We start from the raw sequence: 15,548 nt of genomic DNA on the forward strand, positions 1-15,548 counted from the left end.
CCAGCTAGAGCGGTTTGGCTTTAATCCGGTTGGTGTCGGTCTTGATGCGGGTTATTTTACGGCTCCCATTTGCCATTTACTGCTGGCAGAGCAGATATATCCGGTGTTGGGTTATCGCCGCCCCACCCATGGTGCGAATCCCATCAGAAAAAAGCAGTTTATCTATAACAGTCAAAACGATACTTATACTTGCCCAAACGGGCAAACATTAATATATAAAACTACCAGCAGGGAAGGTTATCGTCATTATCATTCTGATGCAACAACCTGCAAAATCTGTCCGTTATTGTCACAGTGTACACAGAGTAAAAATACACAGAAAGTCATCACACGGCATATCTGGGAAGCAGATAAAGAGAAAGCCAACGAGATTCGTTTAAGTCAGTGGGGTAAAAAAGTCTATGCTCGGCGAAAAGAAACGATAGAGCGCAGCTTTGCTGATGCTAAACGACATCACGGACATCGCTATGCACGATTTAGAGGAAGAGCGCAGGTTCAAATGCAGTGTTTATTGGCCGCAACGGCTCAAAATATCAAGAAAATAGCGATAAAGCTATTTTTGTTACGTTTTTTTAAGCTATTTTTTAATTTATTTAATAAAATCCAAATTAAAAATCCTATTTATGGTTTAAATAAAAAAATAAACCCCGAATTATATCGAGGTTTGTCATCAATCTGAAGCAATTTAATTGCTTTTATTTTTAGTAGGGGGAGAAGCATTATTTTATTTTTACTAGCGTACTAACTTCTTTACCTAGCATATTGTTTAAATAAACTAGATCATTAGATGTTAAGGTTCCTACAGCATATTTTAATTGTAGCAAGCTAGTTAAATAATTATATTTTGCATCAGATAGGTTTCGTTTTGCACTATATAGCTGTGTTGTCGCATTTAATACATCAACAATTGTTCGTGTTCCAACTTGATAGCCAGAATTAGTTGCTTCTAATGAACTTTGTGCAGAAACGACAGCTTGTTGATAAGCTTTGATTGCACTAATTGATGATGAAATATTATTGTATGATGAACGTACTTGATTAATCACGTTTCTATTGGTACTTTCTAATTTTTCGCTAAAGCTGACGTAATTTTGTTGTGCTTGTTCGACCTTAGACATTGTTGCGCCACCAGAAAAAATAGGTAGATTAACACTAACACCAACATAATTATTTCCTGAGTAAGACTTATTGCCATGTCCACCCACTGCTACATTATTACCATATCGGTCAGTTTTGTTAAGATTTGTTGATGCATCTAAATTTGCTGTAGGTAAATGACCTGATTGAGAAAGTTTGATCTGTTCACGCGCAATATCTTGATTTAATTTCATTGTTAGTAAATTAAGATTAGACGTTTCAGATTGTTTTAACAATGTGCTGATTTGCGTTGGATTTTCTGTTCTAAAGGTATTAGTGTTAACGCTTGCTAAACTAGAATAAAAACGACCGCTCACTTGGCGTAAATCTTCTATTGCATTGTTTAGATCATTTAAAGCATTAACTTGTTGCGCAACGGTTAGATCATAGTTTGCTTGAGCATTTTGTACATCAGTAATTGCAACTAAACCGACTTGGTGTTGTTGGCGAGTTTGTTCTAACTGACGCCCAATTGCTTTTTTTTGTGCATCAATAAAGCTCAATGCATCAAGTGTTTTTAAAACATTAAAGTAGGCAACAGAAGTATTTAATATTAGTGTTTGCCCTTGATATTGATAAGCGATATCAGCAACGCTTGCTTGCTTTTTAGTAATATCTAAGCCTTTCCAATTTGAAAAATTAAAAATGCTTTGCGATACAGCTACTTGATATAAATTTCCGCTTTTAGATTTTACGCCACTTGTATCTCGCCGACCATGCGTTACACCATAAGAAGCACTCAAACCTATTTGTGGCAACAAACTTGCCCGAGAACCAGAAATGGCTGCATATGCTTTATTTTTTTCCGCTAATGAGCTGCGTAGATCTGGGTTGGTTTCTTTAGCTTGTTCATAAACTTGTATTAAATTTTCAGCGAAAGCAGATTGGCTTAGCAATAATCCAATTAAAAAAGTTAAGGTTTTTTTCATTAATCTTCTCTTTGAAATCATTAAAATATAGTATCATCTCTAATAGCGTAATTTTAACAGATAATTAGCATATAGTAAGCATTGTTTGTATGCTATTCGCACTTTTTATTCAAATTCAGTTTACAATCGAGAATTTATATGAAAATTAAACATAATCCGGTAAATTTTAACAAAAATGATATCGTTAATTTAACTAAACGAATTTTGTATAAAGGTTTTTTTTCTTTATTTGAATACCGTTTTCAATATCGCAAGTTTGACGGCTCAATGAGCGAGGTTGTCACTCGTGAAATTTTAGAACGTGGAAATGCGGTTGTGCTTTTAGCTTATGATGCAAAGCGTGATAAGGTGGTACTAATAGAACAAGTTAGGATTGCTGCTATTGAAACTCAAGACAGCCCTTGGATGTTAGAGCTAATAGCTGGTATGATGGATCACGAGAATGAATCCTTAGAAGATGTAGCAAGGCGTGAGGCAATGGAAGAGGCGGGAATCACTATAGGTCGATGTAAACCTATTATTAGTTATTTAGCCTCACCCGGCGGTTTAACTGAACAATTGCATATATTGGCTGGTGAAGTTGACTCATCAACAGCTAAGGGGATTCATGGCCTTGCCGAAGAGAGTGAAGATATTAAAGTCCATGTCGTAAGCCGTTCTCAAGCTTATCAGTGGATTGAAGATGGAATAATTAACAATGCAGCATCAATTATTGCCCTTCAATGGTTGGAGCTTAATCATCAGCTATTACAAAATGAGTGGAAGTAACTTTTTATAATTATGTTTAATTATTCCTTTCATAGACGTGTGATTTATTTTACAATTTAACATAACAATATGATTTATAAAGGTATTTTGCTTTCAATCACAATACCTATTTTATTGCTGACATTATTAACCATAATTATAGATTAATAAATAATTGAGGTAAATTTTGGGGTCATTTTTAGAGCTTCAGACCCGTAATAAAAATTACGGCAAAATATTACATATAACTGATACCCATCTTTTTGCAGAAGATAGTGGCTCGTTGCTTGGTATTAATTCTAATGCAAGTTTTTTAGCTGTTATCGATGACATAAAGAAAGGCAATAGGCAATATGATTTAATTGTGGCAACAGGTGATTTTGTGCAAGATGACTCTAAAAAAGCTTATGCTCGTTTTGCTGAACAAATAAATAAATTTAACACTCCATGCGTATGGTTGGCTGGCAATCATGATAATTATGCACATATGCAAGAAGTGTTTGCAAACTATCAACTTGCTGATAATAAAATCGTACTGTTGGGTGATAACTGGCTGACAATTCTATTAAATAGTCAAGTTGTTGGTCAGGCTTATGGCTTTTTACACGAATCTGAGCTCGAATTTTTACACAACACCTTAACTGAACATTCTCATAGATATGCGTTAATTTTTTTACACCATCATCCCATTTATTCAGGTTGCCATTGGTTAGATCATCATATTTTAAAAAATTATGAGCAATTAGAAAAAGTTATCCAAAAACATCCAAATGTAAGAGGACTAGGTTGGGGACATATTCATCAGAAACAAGATTATGTTTGGCATAAATGTAAGGCATTCTCAACGCCTTCAACTTGTTTCCAATTTAAACCGGAATGTTATGATTTTCAATTATCAAGTGATGATGCACCTGGTTGGCGAGAAATTACGCTTAATACCAATGGAACCATTGATAGTGAGGTTTATAGATTAAAGAATAACCGCTTTTTACCTGATATCTCTCAAAATGGTTATTAGTCAGTAGCAATATTTCTAGCAATAATAGATGTAGGCTTAACACTAGCCCAATAGTTATAGTAAAGGGGCAAAAAAGTAAAACAATCTCTCAGTTACACGTTGCCATATAGGCCGTTGGTTCCATTTTTCGGCCTTTATTTGATCTGAATTAGATAAATATTTTTGTAAAAGATCGGCTAGTGAATTAGCAAACTCTGCATCATCAATTACAGTGGTAATTTCAAAATTAAGCCATAAGCTACGCATATCTAAATTAACAGTACCAACAAGGCTGAGCTGGTTGTCAATTAAAACACTTTTAGTATGTAATAAGTTATCATTGAATTGATAGAGTTTTACCCCGCCGTTTAATAATTCAGAAAAAAAGGCTCGACTTGCCCATTTGACCATTAATGAATCATTATTTTTGGGAATGATGATAATCACTTCGACCCCTCGCTGTGCTGCGGTGCATACAGCATGTAAAATATCATCACTTGGTACTAAATAAGGTGTAGTAAAAATAATTTGCTCTTGTGCTGAATAAATTGCTGTTAATAGCACTTGATGGATCATATTTTCTGTATAACCTGGGCCAGATGGGATCAATTGCATAATGTGTTTTTTATCTTCTGGTGGCTCGGCAAAATCAGTAATTTGTGGTAATGCTAAATGTTTACCTGTTTCTAGTTCCCAATCACAAGCATATATGGCTCCCATAAGTGTTGTAACCGGCCCACTCATTCTTATCATAATATCAACCCATTCGCCAACATGTTTATTTTGTTTAAAAAAACGCGGATCAACTATATTCATGCTTCCAGTATAAGATATATAGTTATCAATAATAGCGACTTTTCGGTGTTGGCGTAAATCTAACCGTCTAAACATAAAGCGAAGCAAGTTTACTTGTAAAGCTTCGACAATGATAATGCCAGCATCGCGCATTCTTTTACTAGCGTTTGTTTGGATAAAATGCCGGCTACCAGCAGAATCAACCATTAATCGGCAAATTACGCCTCGTTTACTTGCTTGAATGAGCGCCTGCTCAACATCATCAGCTCGCCCCCCCTCATTCCAGATATAAAATACCATTTCAATATTTGATGTCGCTTGGTTTATATCATCAATTAAACGGTCAAAAATGACATTGGTTTCACTCAACAATTCAATGTGATTACCATTAATACCATCAAGACCCGTCTGGTGCTTACAAAGTTGGAAAATGGATTTGCTAACTTGGCTTACGTTTCCAGTGAAGATATCAGAAAAGTCACTTATTCGGTGAATAAACTTGGAAATAGTTGGGCGCATTTTTTGAGCTCGTTTAACCCGTTGTTGCCCTAAGTGAGCTTCGCCTAGCGCAAAATATAAGATCACACCCACAAGTGGTAAGATATAAATAACTAACATCCATGCAATAACGTAAGTTGTTGGTCTTCGTTTAAAGACAATACGTAACGTCGTTGAAACAATGATCAACCAATAAACGAGGAAGATCAAAGAACTGACTAAAGCATGAAATGAGGTAAATTGCATACTTATTAGTTATTATTTAGGTTTAATTTAGTTATCGGATCCTTAGTTGAATCATAATGCTGGAATACCTCTGGTAATGGTTTGGGATTATTATGTTTGTCCACTGAAACATAAGTAAATACGGCATCTGTTATGCAAAATCGTTGTGTTGTATCAGATGTATCAATGACTTTTTTAACCCAAACTTCAATACCTATTGTGATAGATGTTTTTCCAGTTTTAATGCAATGTGCATAACAACAAACCACATCGCCCACCATGGCTGGTTTATAAAATGTAATACTACTAGCATTAACCGTTACTACTCGGTTTCTTGCGATCTCTTTTGATAAAATACCGCCTGCAAGATCCATCTGAGACATGATCCAACCACCAAAAATGTGCCCATGAGGATTGGTGTCTGCTGGCATTGCAAGCGTTCTAAGCACTAGTTGACCTTTAGGATTTGTATCTTGTGTCATGCTAAAATACCCTTTTTTATTATTTATTATTTGTTCTCTAAATCATTATTCATATTTTTATAGATATAAATACCTGATATCAACGATAACAGTAACGATGCGCTCGGCAAAATAAATACTTTAAATATCCAAAAGAAATCATCTGTAGTGTAATAGGTTGCTACTAAACTTGTTGTGCCACATAGTATAAAAAAGACAACCCATAATAAATTTAATTTATTCCAAATAGTTATATCTAGCTGGATTTCTTTGCCAAGCATTTTTTGCAACAGATTTTTTTTGAAAATAAATTGACTAACTAACAAGGCTGCGGCAAATAAAAAGTTAATAATCGTGACTTTCCATTTAATTATATTAGGATCACGCATATAAAGTGTAAATCCACCAAAAACCATAACCATTAAATAAGATATCAACTCTACTTTATCTATTTTCCTATATAAGGCAAGGATTAGAAGAAAGCAGATTGTTGCAGTGATCATCAATGCTTGAACACCGACAAAGACATCATACATAGAAAGAAAAACAAAAAAGAACGCAAGTGGAACGAAGTTTAAAAGTTGTTTCATTGATTATTAGCCTAGCACAAGGTAAGTTATCATATTTTAAATGAATAAAAAGCCTATTGGAATAGGCTTATTTTTTGCGATGAAGTTCAGGGTGTGCCTTACAATTACCCGATTGACAATGCCCATAAAGATATAAACTGTGAAAAGTTAGTTCAACACCATATTGCTCAGCAATTTCTTTTTGCCTTGTGTTGATAATGTCATCTCGAAATTCAAATACTTCGCCACAATCTAAGCAAATTAAATGATCATGATGTTGTTGTGTCGCCAACTCGAAAACTGCTTTGCCCCCCTCAAAATTATGACGAGTAACTATTCCTGCATCATCAAATTGGTTCAAAACGCGATAAACGGTTGCAAGCCCGATTTCCTCTCCCATATCAATTAATTTCTTATACAGATCTTCCACGGTGATATGTTGGCATGAAGGATTCCGTAATAATTCTAAAATCTTTAATCTTGGTAACGTAACTTTTAAACCTGCACTTTTGAGCGCCGCATTATTATCATTATCATGATTTGTCATATTACTTCCCATTAATTTGTTAATATTTTTCCATTATAGGAACTATATAACGTAAATAAAAGAAATCATTTTAATAGATTAAATTTTCATTTCAGCTCGGACTTGATTTACCCAACTGTTGATGCGCTCTTCTGTTAATTCTGGTTGGCGATCTTCGTCAATAGCTAAACCAACGAAATGTGTATCATCAACTAAGCTTTTTGACGATTCAAAACTGTACCCTTCAATAGACCAGTTTCCAACAATTTTAGCGCCTTTAGGTTCGATAATATCGCGAAGTGTTCCCATAGCATCACAGAAATACTCTGCGTAATCTTCTTGATCGCCACAACCAAAAATAGCTACTATTTTACCATTAAAATCAATTTTTTCTAAATTAGGAAAAAAATCATCCCAGTCAGCTTGTGATTCACCATAGTACCAAGTTGGAATACCAAAAAATAGGTAATTATATTGTTCAATGTTTTCTTTAGTGGCTTTTGCAATATCAAAAACCTCAGCTTTATCACTACCTAAAATGAGTTGGATTTGCTTTGCTACATTTTCTGTATTGCCGGTGTCACTACCAAAAAAAATACCAACTTGTTTCATATTTGTACCTTTGTTATTTACGATATATAAATTTCTCTTAGAAGTATATCATTGTCATTTATTATCAGCAATGATTCTAAATCACATCAAACATAAGTTATTATTTGCTATACAATTTATTTATCTTGCATTAAAATTATCATCATTTTTATATTAACTTAGGCTGTGGAATTTCGTTATGAACCTGCACGAATATCAATCTAAATACCTTTTTAAGCAATATAATTTACCCGTACCACAAGGATACGTTTGTAATTCGATTGATGAAATACAAGACACATTAGCCGAATTATCGTCAGAAACAGTCTCAAACCCTTTAGTCGCTAAATGTCAGGTTCACGCAGGAGGGCGAGGTAAAGCTGGTGGTGTTATTTGTACTGAAAACTATGATGAAATAAAGCAATTTGCTGAAAAATGGTTTGGGCAACACCTTGTTACTTATCAAACTACTGGTAAAGGTCAGCCTGTTAATAAGATTTTAATTGAAAAAGCATCTAATATTTATAAAGAGCTTTATTTGGGAGCAGTGGTTGATCGTAGTTCTAAGCGTGTAGTGATTATGGCTTCAACAGAAGGTGGTGTTGATATAGAAAGTGTTGCCGAAAAATCACCACACTTAATTTATAAAACTTTGCTTGATCCTTTAACGGGACCTTGTGCTTACCAAGGCCGTGAGCTTGCATTTAAATTAGGATTAACAGGCAAATTAGTTAATCAGTTTACAAAATTATTTGTTAATTTCGCTAAATTATTTTTAGAGAATGATGTTTCATTAGCCGAAGTTAACCCTTTAGTGATTACTAATTCAGAAGAATTAGTTTGTTTAGATGCAAAAATTGTTTTAGATGATAATGCCCTTTTTAGGCATCCTAGCTTAAATATTTTAAGAGATACAACTCAAGAAGATGAGCGTGAATCAATCGCAGCAAAACAAGGCATTAGTTATGTATCATTAAGTGGCAATATTGGCTGTATGGTTAATGGTGCAGGTCTTGCGATGGCAACTATGGATATTATTAAACTGCATGGCGGTGAACCAGCTAACTTTTTAGATGTTGGTGGTGGCACGACGAAAGAGCGTGTTGCTGAAGCATTTAAGTTAATATTATCTGACAAAAACGTAAAAGCGATTTTAGTGAATATTTTTGGCGGTATTGTTCGTTGTGATTTAATTGCCGATGGTATTATTAGTGCAATAAAAGAAATAAGCCTTACCGTTCCTGTTGTCGTACGCCTGGAAGGTAATAATGCACAACTTGCCCGAGAAATTTTATCTAAAAGTAAATTAAATGTTATTACTGCAGAAAGTTTAATAGATGCGGCTCAAAAAATTGTTGCTGTTGCCTAGTAATAGGATGTATGGAGAATAGTTATCATGTCAATTTTAGTTAATAAAGAAACCAAAGTTATCTGCCAAGGCTTTACGGGTAGCCAAGGAACTTTCCATTCACAGCAAGCGCTTACATATGGTACCAAGTTAGTTGGTGGTGTGACACCAGGCAAAGGTGGTACAACTCACTTAGGTTTGCCTGTTTTTAATACTGTAAAAGAAGCAGTTGCAACAACCGGCGCAACTGCAAGTGTTATTTATGTGCCAGCAGCATTCGGTAAAGACTCTATTTTAGAGGCAATTGATGCAGGAATTAAATTAATTGTTTGTATTACTGAAGGCATCCCAACTTTAGATATGTTGATTGTTAAAGAAAAATTACAACTTAACAATATAGTAATGATAGGACCAAACTGCCCAGGTATTATTGTCCCTGACGAGTGTAAAATAGGTATTATGCCAGGACATATTCACCGTGCAGGCTCGGTAGGGATAGTTTCTCGCTCTGGTACATTAACTTATGAAGCAGTCAAACAAACAACAGATATTGGTATAGGTCAATCTGTATGCGTTGGTATCGGTGGTGATCCTATCCCGGGTAGTGATTTTATTTCTATTTTAGCATTACTTGAACAAGATCCTAAAACTGAAGTTATTGTTATGATCGGTGAAATTGGCGGTAGCGCAGAAGAAGAAGCAGCTGAATATGTTAAAAAGCACGTAACTAAACCTGTTATTGCTTACATCGCTGGTGTTTCAGCTCCTTCAGGAAAACGAATGGGGCATGCCGGTGCAATTATTTCAGGAAATAAAGGTACAGCAGAAGAAAAAACAAAAGCATTACAATCAGCAGGCATTATAGTCGTAAAGAGCCTTACCGATATTGGTGATGCAGTAAAAAAACAAGCTAAGATATAGTTTTTTGATGTATATCAATTTTTATTCTGTAATTATCGGTGTATAATAACCGCCAATAACATAGAAATTTGTGAGCATTTAAGAATTAGGGAGCGTTTATGTTAGATATAGTAGAACTTTCACGCCTCCAGTTTGCACTCACGGCAATGTATCATTTTATTTTTGTACCATTAACGCTAGGTTTGGCGTTTTTGCTAGCAATTATGGAAACAGTGTATGTTGTTAGTGGTAAGCAAATCTGGAAAGATATGACAAAATTCTGGGGTAAACTGTTTGGTATCAATTTTGCCGTTGGGGTAGCAACTGGCTTGACCATGGAATTTCAATTTGGTACTAACTGGTCTTATTATTCACATTATGTGGGTGATATTTTTGGTGCGCCATTAGCCATTGAAGGTTTAATGGCATTTTTCTTAGAATCAACCATGGTAGGTTTATTCTTTTTTGGTTGGGATAGATTAAGCCGTGGTAAACATTTAATGGTGACTTGGTGCGTAGCGTTTGGTTCAAATTTATCAGCGCTTTGGATTTTAGTTGCTAATGGCTGGATGCAATTCCCTGTAGGGTCTGAATTTAATCCTATCAATTCCCGTATGGAAATGGCTAACTTTTTTGAGTTGATTACTAACACTGTTGCTCAATATAAATTTGTTCATACTGTTACTGCTGGCTATTTAACAGGCGCAATTTTTGTTTTAAGTATTAGCTCTTATTATTTGCTAAAAAAACGCGATGTTGCTTTTGCAAAACGTTCTTTTGCTGTGGCTGCTATGTTTGGTTTTATTATGTCAATTGCAGTTGCCATTATGGGCGATGAAGCAGGCCATGAACTCACAACCGTGCAACCAGTTAAATTAGCAGCAATTGAAGCTGAGTGGGAAACTCACCCTGCCCCAGCACCATTTAACGTTATTGCATTTCCATCTCAAAAAAATAAAGAGAACTCATTTGCAATTGAAATTCCTTATGCAATGGGAATAATCGCTACTCGTTCGCTTGACACTCCAGTAAAAGGTTTAAAAGATATTTTAGCCAATAATGAAACTCGAATTAGAAATGGTATTTTAGCTTACAGTAACTTAGAAAAAATCCAACAAGGTAATCAAGATCCTACTGTACTTGAAGCTTTTGAAGCTAATAAAGCTGATTTAGGTTATGGTTATTTAGTTAAACGTTTTACTGATCGTGATAATTTAACTATACCTGAAGCAACAGAAGAACATATTAAAGCGGCAACAGAAGATTCAATTCCAACTGTGTGGCCACTATTTTGGGCTTTTAGAATCATGGTTGGTCTTGGCGGGTTAATGATCCTTGGCACAGGTTTTGCTTTATGGACAACTTATAAAAATAAAATTGGTGAAAAACGTTGGTTACATCGTTTATTGGTTCTATTTTTACCGTTTCCTTGGTTGGCCTGTGAATCAGGTTGGTTTGTTGCAGAATATGGACGTCAACCTTGGGCGATTCAAGATATTTTACCGACTGGAGTGGCAAATTCATCATTAACAGCGGGTGAAGTGTTATTCACTATGGTACTTATTTGTGGGCTTTATACATTGTTCTTAGTTGCTGAATTATTCTTAATGTTTAAGTTTACTCGCTTAGGACCAAGTTCGTTAGGAACGGGCAACTATCATTATGAAAAAACACAACCGATAACAAAATAGGGCATAGGGAGTATACACAATGATTGATTACGAAATTGTACGCGTCATCTGGTGGGTGCTGATTAGTGTTGTTTTAATCGGTTTTGTTGTCACAGATGGTTTTGATATGGGCGTGGGTATTTTATTACCTTTTATCGGTAAAACAGATACGGAACGTCGTATTATGATTAATGCAATTGCTCCTCATTGGGATGGCAACCAAGTTTGGTTAATTACTGCTGGGGCGGGAATATTTGCCGCCTGGCCTATGACCTATGCTGCATCATTTTCTGGCTTTTATATTGCGATGATTTTAGTGCTTTGCGCGCTATTTTTTAGACCAATCGGTTTTGATTATCGTAGTAAACTAGAAAACTCAAAATGGCGTAATTTATGGGATGGTGGCATTTTTGCAGGTAGCTTTGTACCTGCCCTCGTTTTTGGGGTTGCTTTTGGCAATTTATTAGAAGGTGTTCCATTTAGGTTTGATAACTCTTATCGGGTGTTTTATGATGGTAACTTCTTCGGTTTGCTTAATCCTTTTGCACTATTGACTGGTGTTGTGAGTTTAATGTTATTTGTTGCTCATGGTGGAGCATGGTTACAAATGAAAACGTCGGGTGAGCTCTATTTAAGAGCCAGAAAAGCTACACAAATCGCTAGTTTAGTTATGCTAATTGCATTTGCGTTAGCAGGTGTTTGGGTGGCATTTGGTATTCATGGTTATGAGGTTACTAGTATCATTGATTATAATGCCGCATCTACCCCATTGACTAAAACAGTATCTACTGATGCATCGTGGTTAGCTAACTATATGAATTATCCTATTTTATGGATAGTGCCTGCTTTAGGCGTGGTGTTACCACTATTAACCATTCTTTTTTCTAGTCTAAATAAAAATGCGTTAGTGTTTGTTTCATCTGCATTAACCATTGCTTGTGTTTTATTTACCTATGGTATTGCAACTTTCCCATTCATTATGCCTTCAAGCATTATGCCAAATGCAAGTTTGACAATATGGGATGCATCATCAAGTCAATTAACTCTTAATATTATGTTTATTGTTGTTCTTATATTTTTGCCTATTGTTCTTTTTTATACAATTTGGTCATATATCAAAATGTTTGGAAGACTGGATAAAAATCATATCGAAAATAATAAACATTCTCTTTATTAAGGAACTAATATGTATTACGTTTTATGGTGTATAGGACTTATTGCTGCATGTATGTTATCAGCTATAGTCGGTTTATGGGTTGAACGAGATAGTGGTGAAAAAGAATCAAGCAACAAATAAACCAACAGTAAATAATATAAGTTAAACAACAATAAAAAGGTGGCCATAGTCATCTTTTCTTAATTTTCTGATAGGGTTGTTGAAAATAAGCAATAAATGATAATTGTTTTCATTTGTGTTTTTTTATATCATGGTGCAGCGAATTTCATATTCAGTTATAATAATGTCAAATTCAGTTAGTGCTATTTAGATATGAAACAATTTAATTGGAATGCAAGAGTTTATTATGAAGACACTGATGCTGGTGGCGTAGTTTATCATGCTAGATATCTAGCTTTTTTTGAACGGGCTAGAACCGAAATACTAAGGCAATTAGGAATTAGCCAGCAGACGTTATTGCAAGAAAGTATTGCTTTTGTTGTAAAAAAGATGGATATTAGCTACCATGCTCCAGCCCATTTAGATGATATGTTGACTATTAGTACTCAAGTTGAGCAAGTTCGCAAGGCGTCTATTATTTTTAAACAGACTATTTTTAATCAAAATAAACGCGTTATCAGTACAGCAGATGTTCTTATTGCTTGTGTTGATATCACTAAAATGAAGCCGTGCGCGCTTCCCAAGTTATTAGTTTTGGAGTTTATATAAGTGGAAAATCTAAATATTATTGATCTGTTTTTGCAAGCAGGCCTCTTAGTACAATGTGTTATGTTGTTATTACTTACTTTTTCTGTTATGTCATGGGCTATTATATTTCAACGAACTAAAATTTTAGGTAAAGCTAAAAAACAAATCGAGCAATTTGATAATAGCTTTTGGGTTGCAGATGATTTAAATGTTTTATTTGATAAAGTAAAATTCAATAAAGAAGAGATCAGCGGCACTGAGCATATCTTTTATTCAGGCTTTAAAGAGTTTTCACGATTATATCAAATTAATCCCAATATGGCTCAATCTGCATTAGATGGTGCATCACGTTCTATGCGTTTAGCAATGAATCGTGAGCTTGACAACTTGGAATTACATATTCCTTTTTTAGGCACAGTAGGTTCTATTAGCCCATATATTGGTTTATTTGGTACAGTTTGGGGGATTATGCATGCGTTTATTTCTTTAGGTGCAGTTAAACAAGCGACACTGCAAATGGTTGCCCCAGGGATTGCTGAAGCATTAATTGCAACTGCAATTGGCTTATTTGCTGCCATTCCTGCGGTAATTGCATATAATCGCTTATCATTGAGTGTAAGCCGAATTGAGCAAAGTTACCTCAATTTTATTGATGAATTTTCTGCAATTTTACAACGTCAAGCAGTTGCCGTTAGGAATTAATTATGCGTAGACGCTCACGTTATTCAACTAAAACTGAAATTAATATAGTCCCTTTATTGGATGTGTTATTAGTTTTAGTACTTATTTTTATGGCTACAGCCCCAATTATTAGTCAAAGTGTTGAAGTTGATCTTCCTGAAGCATCGGAATCAAAAACGGTTTCTCCTTCAGAAAATAAGCCAATCATTATTGAAGTTTCTGGAGTTGGTATATATGCAATGATTATTGATCAAGATCGTCAAACTAATTTACCAAAAGAACAAATTATAGCAGAAGTAAAACAACAGATGTCGCTTAATGAAAAGGCTGTTTTTTTAGTTGGTGGTGCGAAAGATGTTCCCTATGAAGAAATTATAAAAACATTGAATTTATTACAATCTGCAGGCGTTAAATCTGTAGGATTAATGACTCAACCGATTTAAATAAAAAATAATATAGTAAAATGTCAGTAATGTCTTATAAACCAAATTCAAAATTAAGTATAGCTATTGCCCTATCCATTATATTACATGTCATTTTAATTGTTATTTTAGGATACCGAGTTATATCTGATAGCAATGTAAACTATGGCCGTGTCGATGGAAATTCTATTGATGCTATTATGGTTGATCCTTCTGTCATGACCGAACAATATCAAAGACAACTAAAGACACAAGTTAGCCAAAAGCAAGCTGAGAAACAAAGGCAGCAACAAATTGATGAGCAGGCTCGAATATTGCAGGAACAACAACTTGCCCAAGAACAGCGGCTTAAAGAGCTAGAAAGAGAGCGCCTAAAAGTAGAACAACAACAAAAGAAAGAGGCAGAAGCGGCACAAGCTGCGCGGATAGCAAGACAAAAAGAAGAAGATGCTAGAAAAGCTAAAGAGCAGTTAGAAGAACAACAACGACAGGCTGAAAGACAGCTCTTAGAACAACAGCAAGCTGAGCTAGCAAAACAAAAAGCAGAGCAAGAAGCTAAATTAAAAGCTGAGCGAGAATTATTAGATAAACAACGTGAAGAAACTTTACGTAGGCAAGAAGAACTCGCCAAGCAGAAAGAAGAACAAGAGGCTAAAGTAAAAGCTGAACAAGAGCTTATTGAAAAGCAACGAATTGAAAATGAACGTAAACAAGCAGAGTTAACAAAACAAAAAGAAGAACAAGCAAAAAAGCAAGCTGCTGAAAAAGCGGCGGCAGATAAAGCTGCTATCGAAAAAGCAAAAAAAGCAGCGCAAGCAAAAAAAGATAAAGAGCTTGATAACTTGCTGGGTGGACTTACATCAAATATACCCAGCCCAACAGGTGGTGCTGCTAGTCGGAAAGGTGTTTCAAATGGGGAGCTAGATAAATATAAATCTCTAGTTCAAAATGCTATCAGTAACAAATTTATTAATCCTAACAAATTATATAGTGGGCGAAATTGTGTATTAGAAATTCAAATTGCACCTGATGGTTTATTACTTAATGTTAGTGCGAAAGGTGGCGATGAAGCATTATGCCGAGAAGCACTTTCAGCAACGAAACAAGCTATAATTCCAAAGCCTGCAAGTACGTTTTACAATCAAGTAAAAATAATGAAAATTGACTTCCAACCAAACTAATTTTTTA

The 15,548-nt window shown here is 35.0% G+C and carries 18 protein-coding genes; 12 read left to right on the top strand and 6 right to left on the bottom strand.

The features are described from left to right. Window positions 1–679, top strand: a 679-nt coding sequence (locus A9G40_RS06390; protein WP_141675209.1) for a transposase, incomplete at its 5' end; no start/stop codon positions are given. A gap of 40 nt (window positions 680–719) precedes the next feature. Here A9G40_RS06390 and tolC read toward each other — a convergent pair. Next, window positions 720–2,066 carry an outer membrane channel protein TolC gene (gene tolC / locus A9G40_RS06395; protein ID WP_065582370.1) on the bottom strand — a complete coding sequence of 449 codons (1,347 nt, stop codon included), beginning with the start codon at window positions 2,064–2,066 and terminating at the stop codon, window positions 720–722. Between the two features lie 138 nt (window positions 2,067–2,204). Between tolC and nudF the strand changes: the two genes are divergently transcribed. Together nudF and cpdA are read left to right on the top strand one after the other, a co-directional pair. Further along, the gene (nudF, locus tag A9G40_RS06400; protein WP_065567698.1) at window positions 2,205–2,834 is read left to right on the top strand and encodes an ADP-ribose diphosphatase; all 630 of its coding nucleotides are present in this window, start codon (window positions 2,205–2,207) and stop codon (window positions 2,832–2,834) included. A gap of 166 nt (window positions 2,835–3,000) precedes the next feature. Further along, window positions 3,001–3,831 (top strand): 3',5'-cyclic-AMP phosphodiesterase, encoded by an 831-nt coding sequence (gene cpdA / locus A9G40_RS06405; RefSeq protein ID WP_065582371.1) that lies wholly within the window; start codon window positions 3,001–3,003, stop codon window positions 3,829–3,831. A gap of 54 nt (window positions 3,832–3,885) precedes the next feature. Here cpdA and cls read toward each other — a convergent pair whose 3' ends face one another. The 5 genes from cls to fldA all read right to left on the bottom strand — a co-directional run bounded on the left by cls (window position 3,886) and on the right by fldA (window position 7,496). Next, window positions 3,886–5,349: a cardiolipin synthase gene (gene cls / locus A9G40_RS06410; RefSeq protein WP_065582372.1), complete on the bottom strand. Its 1,464-nt coding sequence runs from the start codon at window positions 5,347–5,349 to the stop codon at window positions 3,886–3,888. Window positions 5,350–5,354: 5 nt separating this feature from the next. After that, window positions 5,355–5,810: an acyl-CoA thioester hydrolase YciA gene (gene yciA / locus A9G40_RS06415; RefSeq protein ID WP_065567701.1), complete on the bottom strand. Its 456-nt coding sequence runs from the start codon at window positions 5,808–5,810 to the stop codon at window positions 5,355–5,357. A 26-nt stretch (window positions 5,811–5,836) separates the two neighbouring features. Beyond that, entirely contained in the window at window positions 5,837–6,379 is a 543-nt protein-coding gene (locus A9G40_RS06420; protein ID WP_065567702.1) for an inner membrane-spanning protein YciB, read from the bottom strand. A 67-nt stretch (window positions 6,380–6,446) separates the two neighbouring features. Then, entirely contained in the window at window positions 6,447–6,905 is a 459-nt protein-coding gene (gene fur / locus A9G40_RS06425; protein WP_065567703.1) for a ferric iron uptake transcriptional regulator, read from the bottom strand. A gap of 78 nt (window positions 6,906–6,983) precedes the next feature. Then, window positions 6,984–7,496 carry a flavodoxin FldA gene (fldA, locus tag A9G40_RS06430; RefSeq protein WP_065582373.1) on the bottom strand — a complete coding sequence of 171 codons (513 nt, stop codon included), beginning with the start codon at window positions 7,494–7,496 and terminating at the stop codon, window positions 6,984–6,986. Window positions 7,497–7,674: 178 nt separating this feature from the next. Between fldA and sucC the strand changes: the two genes are divergently transcribed. From sucC to tolA, 9 genes are all read left to right on the top strand, one after another. Further along, entirely contained in the window at window positions 7,675–8,844 is a 1,170-nt protein-coding gene (gene sucC, locus A9G40_RS06435) for an ADP-forming succinate--CoA ligase subunit beta (RefSeq protein ID WP_065567705.1), read from the top strand. Between the two features lie 27 nt (window positions 8,845–8,871). Continuing rightward, complete coding sequence (gene sucD, locus A9G40_RS06440; RefSeq protein ID WP_065582374.1) at window positions 8,872–9,744, top strand: succinate--CoA ligase subunit alpha; 873 nt, start codon at window positions 8,872–8,874, stop codon at window positions 9,742–9,744. Between the two features lie 98 nt (window positions 9,745–9,842). Continuing rightward, window positions 9,843–11,414, top strand: a complete 1,572-nt coding sequence (locus A9G40_RS06445; RefSeq protein ID WP_065582375.1) for a cytochrome ubiquinol oxidase subunit I — start codon at window positions 9,843–9,845, stop codon at window positions 11,412–11,414. 19 nt (window positions 11,415–11,433) lie between these two features. Further along, window positions 11,434–12,570 (top strand): cytochrome d ubiquinol oxidase subunit II, encoded by a 1,137-nt coding sequence (gene cydB, locus A9G40_RS06450; RefSeq protein ID WP_065582376.1) that lies wholly within the window; start codon window positions 11,434–11,436, stop codon window positions 12,568–12,570. 9 nt (window positions 12,571–12,579) lie between these two features. Beyond that, window positions 12,580–12,690 (top strand): cytochrome bd oxidase small subunit, CydX/CbdX family, encoded by a 111-nt coding sequence (locus tag A9G40_RS14670; protein ID WP_141671992.1) that lies wholly within the window; start codon window positions 12,580–12,582, stop codon window positions 12,688–12,690. Between the two features lie 192 nt (window positions 12,691–12,882). After that, window positions 12,883–13,278 (top strand): tol-pal system-associated acyl-CoA thioesterase, encoded by a 396-nt coding sequence (gene ybgC / locus A9G40_RS06455; RefSeq protein WP_065567709.1) that lies wholly within the window; start codon window positions 12,883–12,885, stop codon window positions 13,276–13,278. Beyond that, window positions 13,279–13,959, top strand: coding sequence for a protein TolQ (gene tolQ / locus A9G40_RS06460; protein WP_065582377.1), 681 nt, complete (start codon window positions 13,279–13,281; stop codon window positions 13,957–13,959). 2 nt (window positions 13,960–13,961) lie between these two features. After that, window positions 13,962–14,381 carry a colicin uptake protein TolR gene (gene tolR, locus A9G40_RS06465; protein WP_065582378.1) on the top strand — a complete coding sequence of 140 codons (420 nt, stop codon included), beginning with the start codon at window positions 13,962–13,964 and terminating at the stop codon, window positions 14,379–14,381. A gap of 29 nt (window positions 14,382–14,410) precedes the next feature. Continuing rightward, the gene (gene tolA, locus A9G40_RS06470; protein WP_176700444.1) at window positions 14,411–15,541 is read left to right on the top strand and encodes a cell envelope integrity protein TolA; all 1,131 of its coding nucleotides are present in this window, start codon (window positions 14,411–14,413) and stop codon (window positions 15,539–15,541) included. Window positions 15,542–15,548: the final 7 nt, after the last annotated feature.

The organism is Gilliamella sp. Nev3-1, assembly GCF_001690435.1.
Taxonomy (GTDB): Bacteria; Pseudomonadota; Gammaproteobacteria; order Enterobacterales; family Orbaceae; genus Gilliamella; species Gilliamella apicola_C.

What these genes read in the sequence shown, in the direction of transcription:
- tolC (WP_065582370.1), bottom strand. Translation starts at nt 2,066, where the DNA reads ATGAAAAAAACCTTAACTTTTTTAATTGGATTATTGCTAAGCCAATCT.
- nudF (WP_065567698.1), top strand. Translation starts at nt 2,205, where the DNA reads ATGAAAATTAAACATAATCCGGTAAATTTTAACAAAAATGATATCGTT.
- cls (WP_065582372.1), bottom strand. Translation starts at nt 5,349, where the DNA reads ATGCAATTTACCTCATTTCATGCTTTAGTCAGTTCTTTGATCTTCCTC.
- yciA (WP_065567701.1), bottom strand. Translation starts at nt 5,810, where the DNA reads ATGACACAAGATACAAATCCTAAAGGTCAACTAGTGCTTAGAACGCTT.
- A9G40_RS06420 (WP_065567702.1), bottom strand. Translation starts at nt 6,379, where the DNA reads ATGAAACAACTTTTAAACTTCGTTCCACTTGCGTTCTTTTTTGTTTTT.
- fur (WP_065567703.1), bottom strand. Translation starts at nt 6,905, where the DNA reads ATGACAAATCATGATAATGATAATAATGCGGCGCTCAAAAGTGCAGGT.
- fldA (WP_065582373.1), bottom strand. Translation starts at nt 7,496, where the DNA reads ATGAAACAAGTTGGTATTTTTTTTGGTAGTGACACCGGCAATACAGAA.
- sucC (WP_065567705.1), top strand. Translation starts at nt 7,675, where the DNA reads ATGAACCTGCACGAATATCAATCTAAATACCTTTTTAAGCAATATAAT.
- sucD (WP_065582374.1), top strand. Translation starts at nt 8,872, where the DNA reads ATGTCAATTTTAGTTAATAAAGAAACCAAAGTTATCTGCCAAGGCTTT.
- A9G40_RS06445 (WP_065582375.1), top strand. Translation starts at nt 9,843, where the DNA reads ATGTTAGATATAGTAGAACTTTCACGCCTCCAGTTTGCACTCACGGCA.
- cydB (WP_065582376.1), top strand. Translation starts at nt 11,434, where the DNA reads ATGATTGATTACGAAATTGTACGCGTCATCTGGTGGGTGCTGATTAGT.
- A9G40_RS14670 (WP_141671992.1), top strand. Translation starts at nt 12,580, where the DNA reads ATGTATTACGTTTTATGGTGTATAGGACTTATTGCTGCATGTATGTTA.
- ybgC (WP_065567709.1), top strand. Translation starts at nt 12,883, where the DNA reads ATGAAACAATTTAATTGGAATGCAAGAGTTTATTATGAAGACACTGAT.
- tolR (WP_065582378.1), top strand. Translation starts at nt 13,962, where the DNA reads ATGCGTAGACGCTCACGTTATTCAACTAAAACTGAAATTAATATAGTC.
- tolA (WP_176700444.1), top strand. Translation starts at nt 14,411, where the DNA reads ATGTCTTATAAACCAAATTCAAAATTAAGTATAGCTATTGCCCTATCC.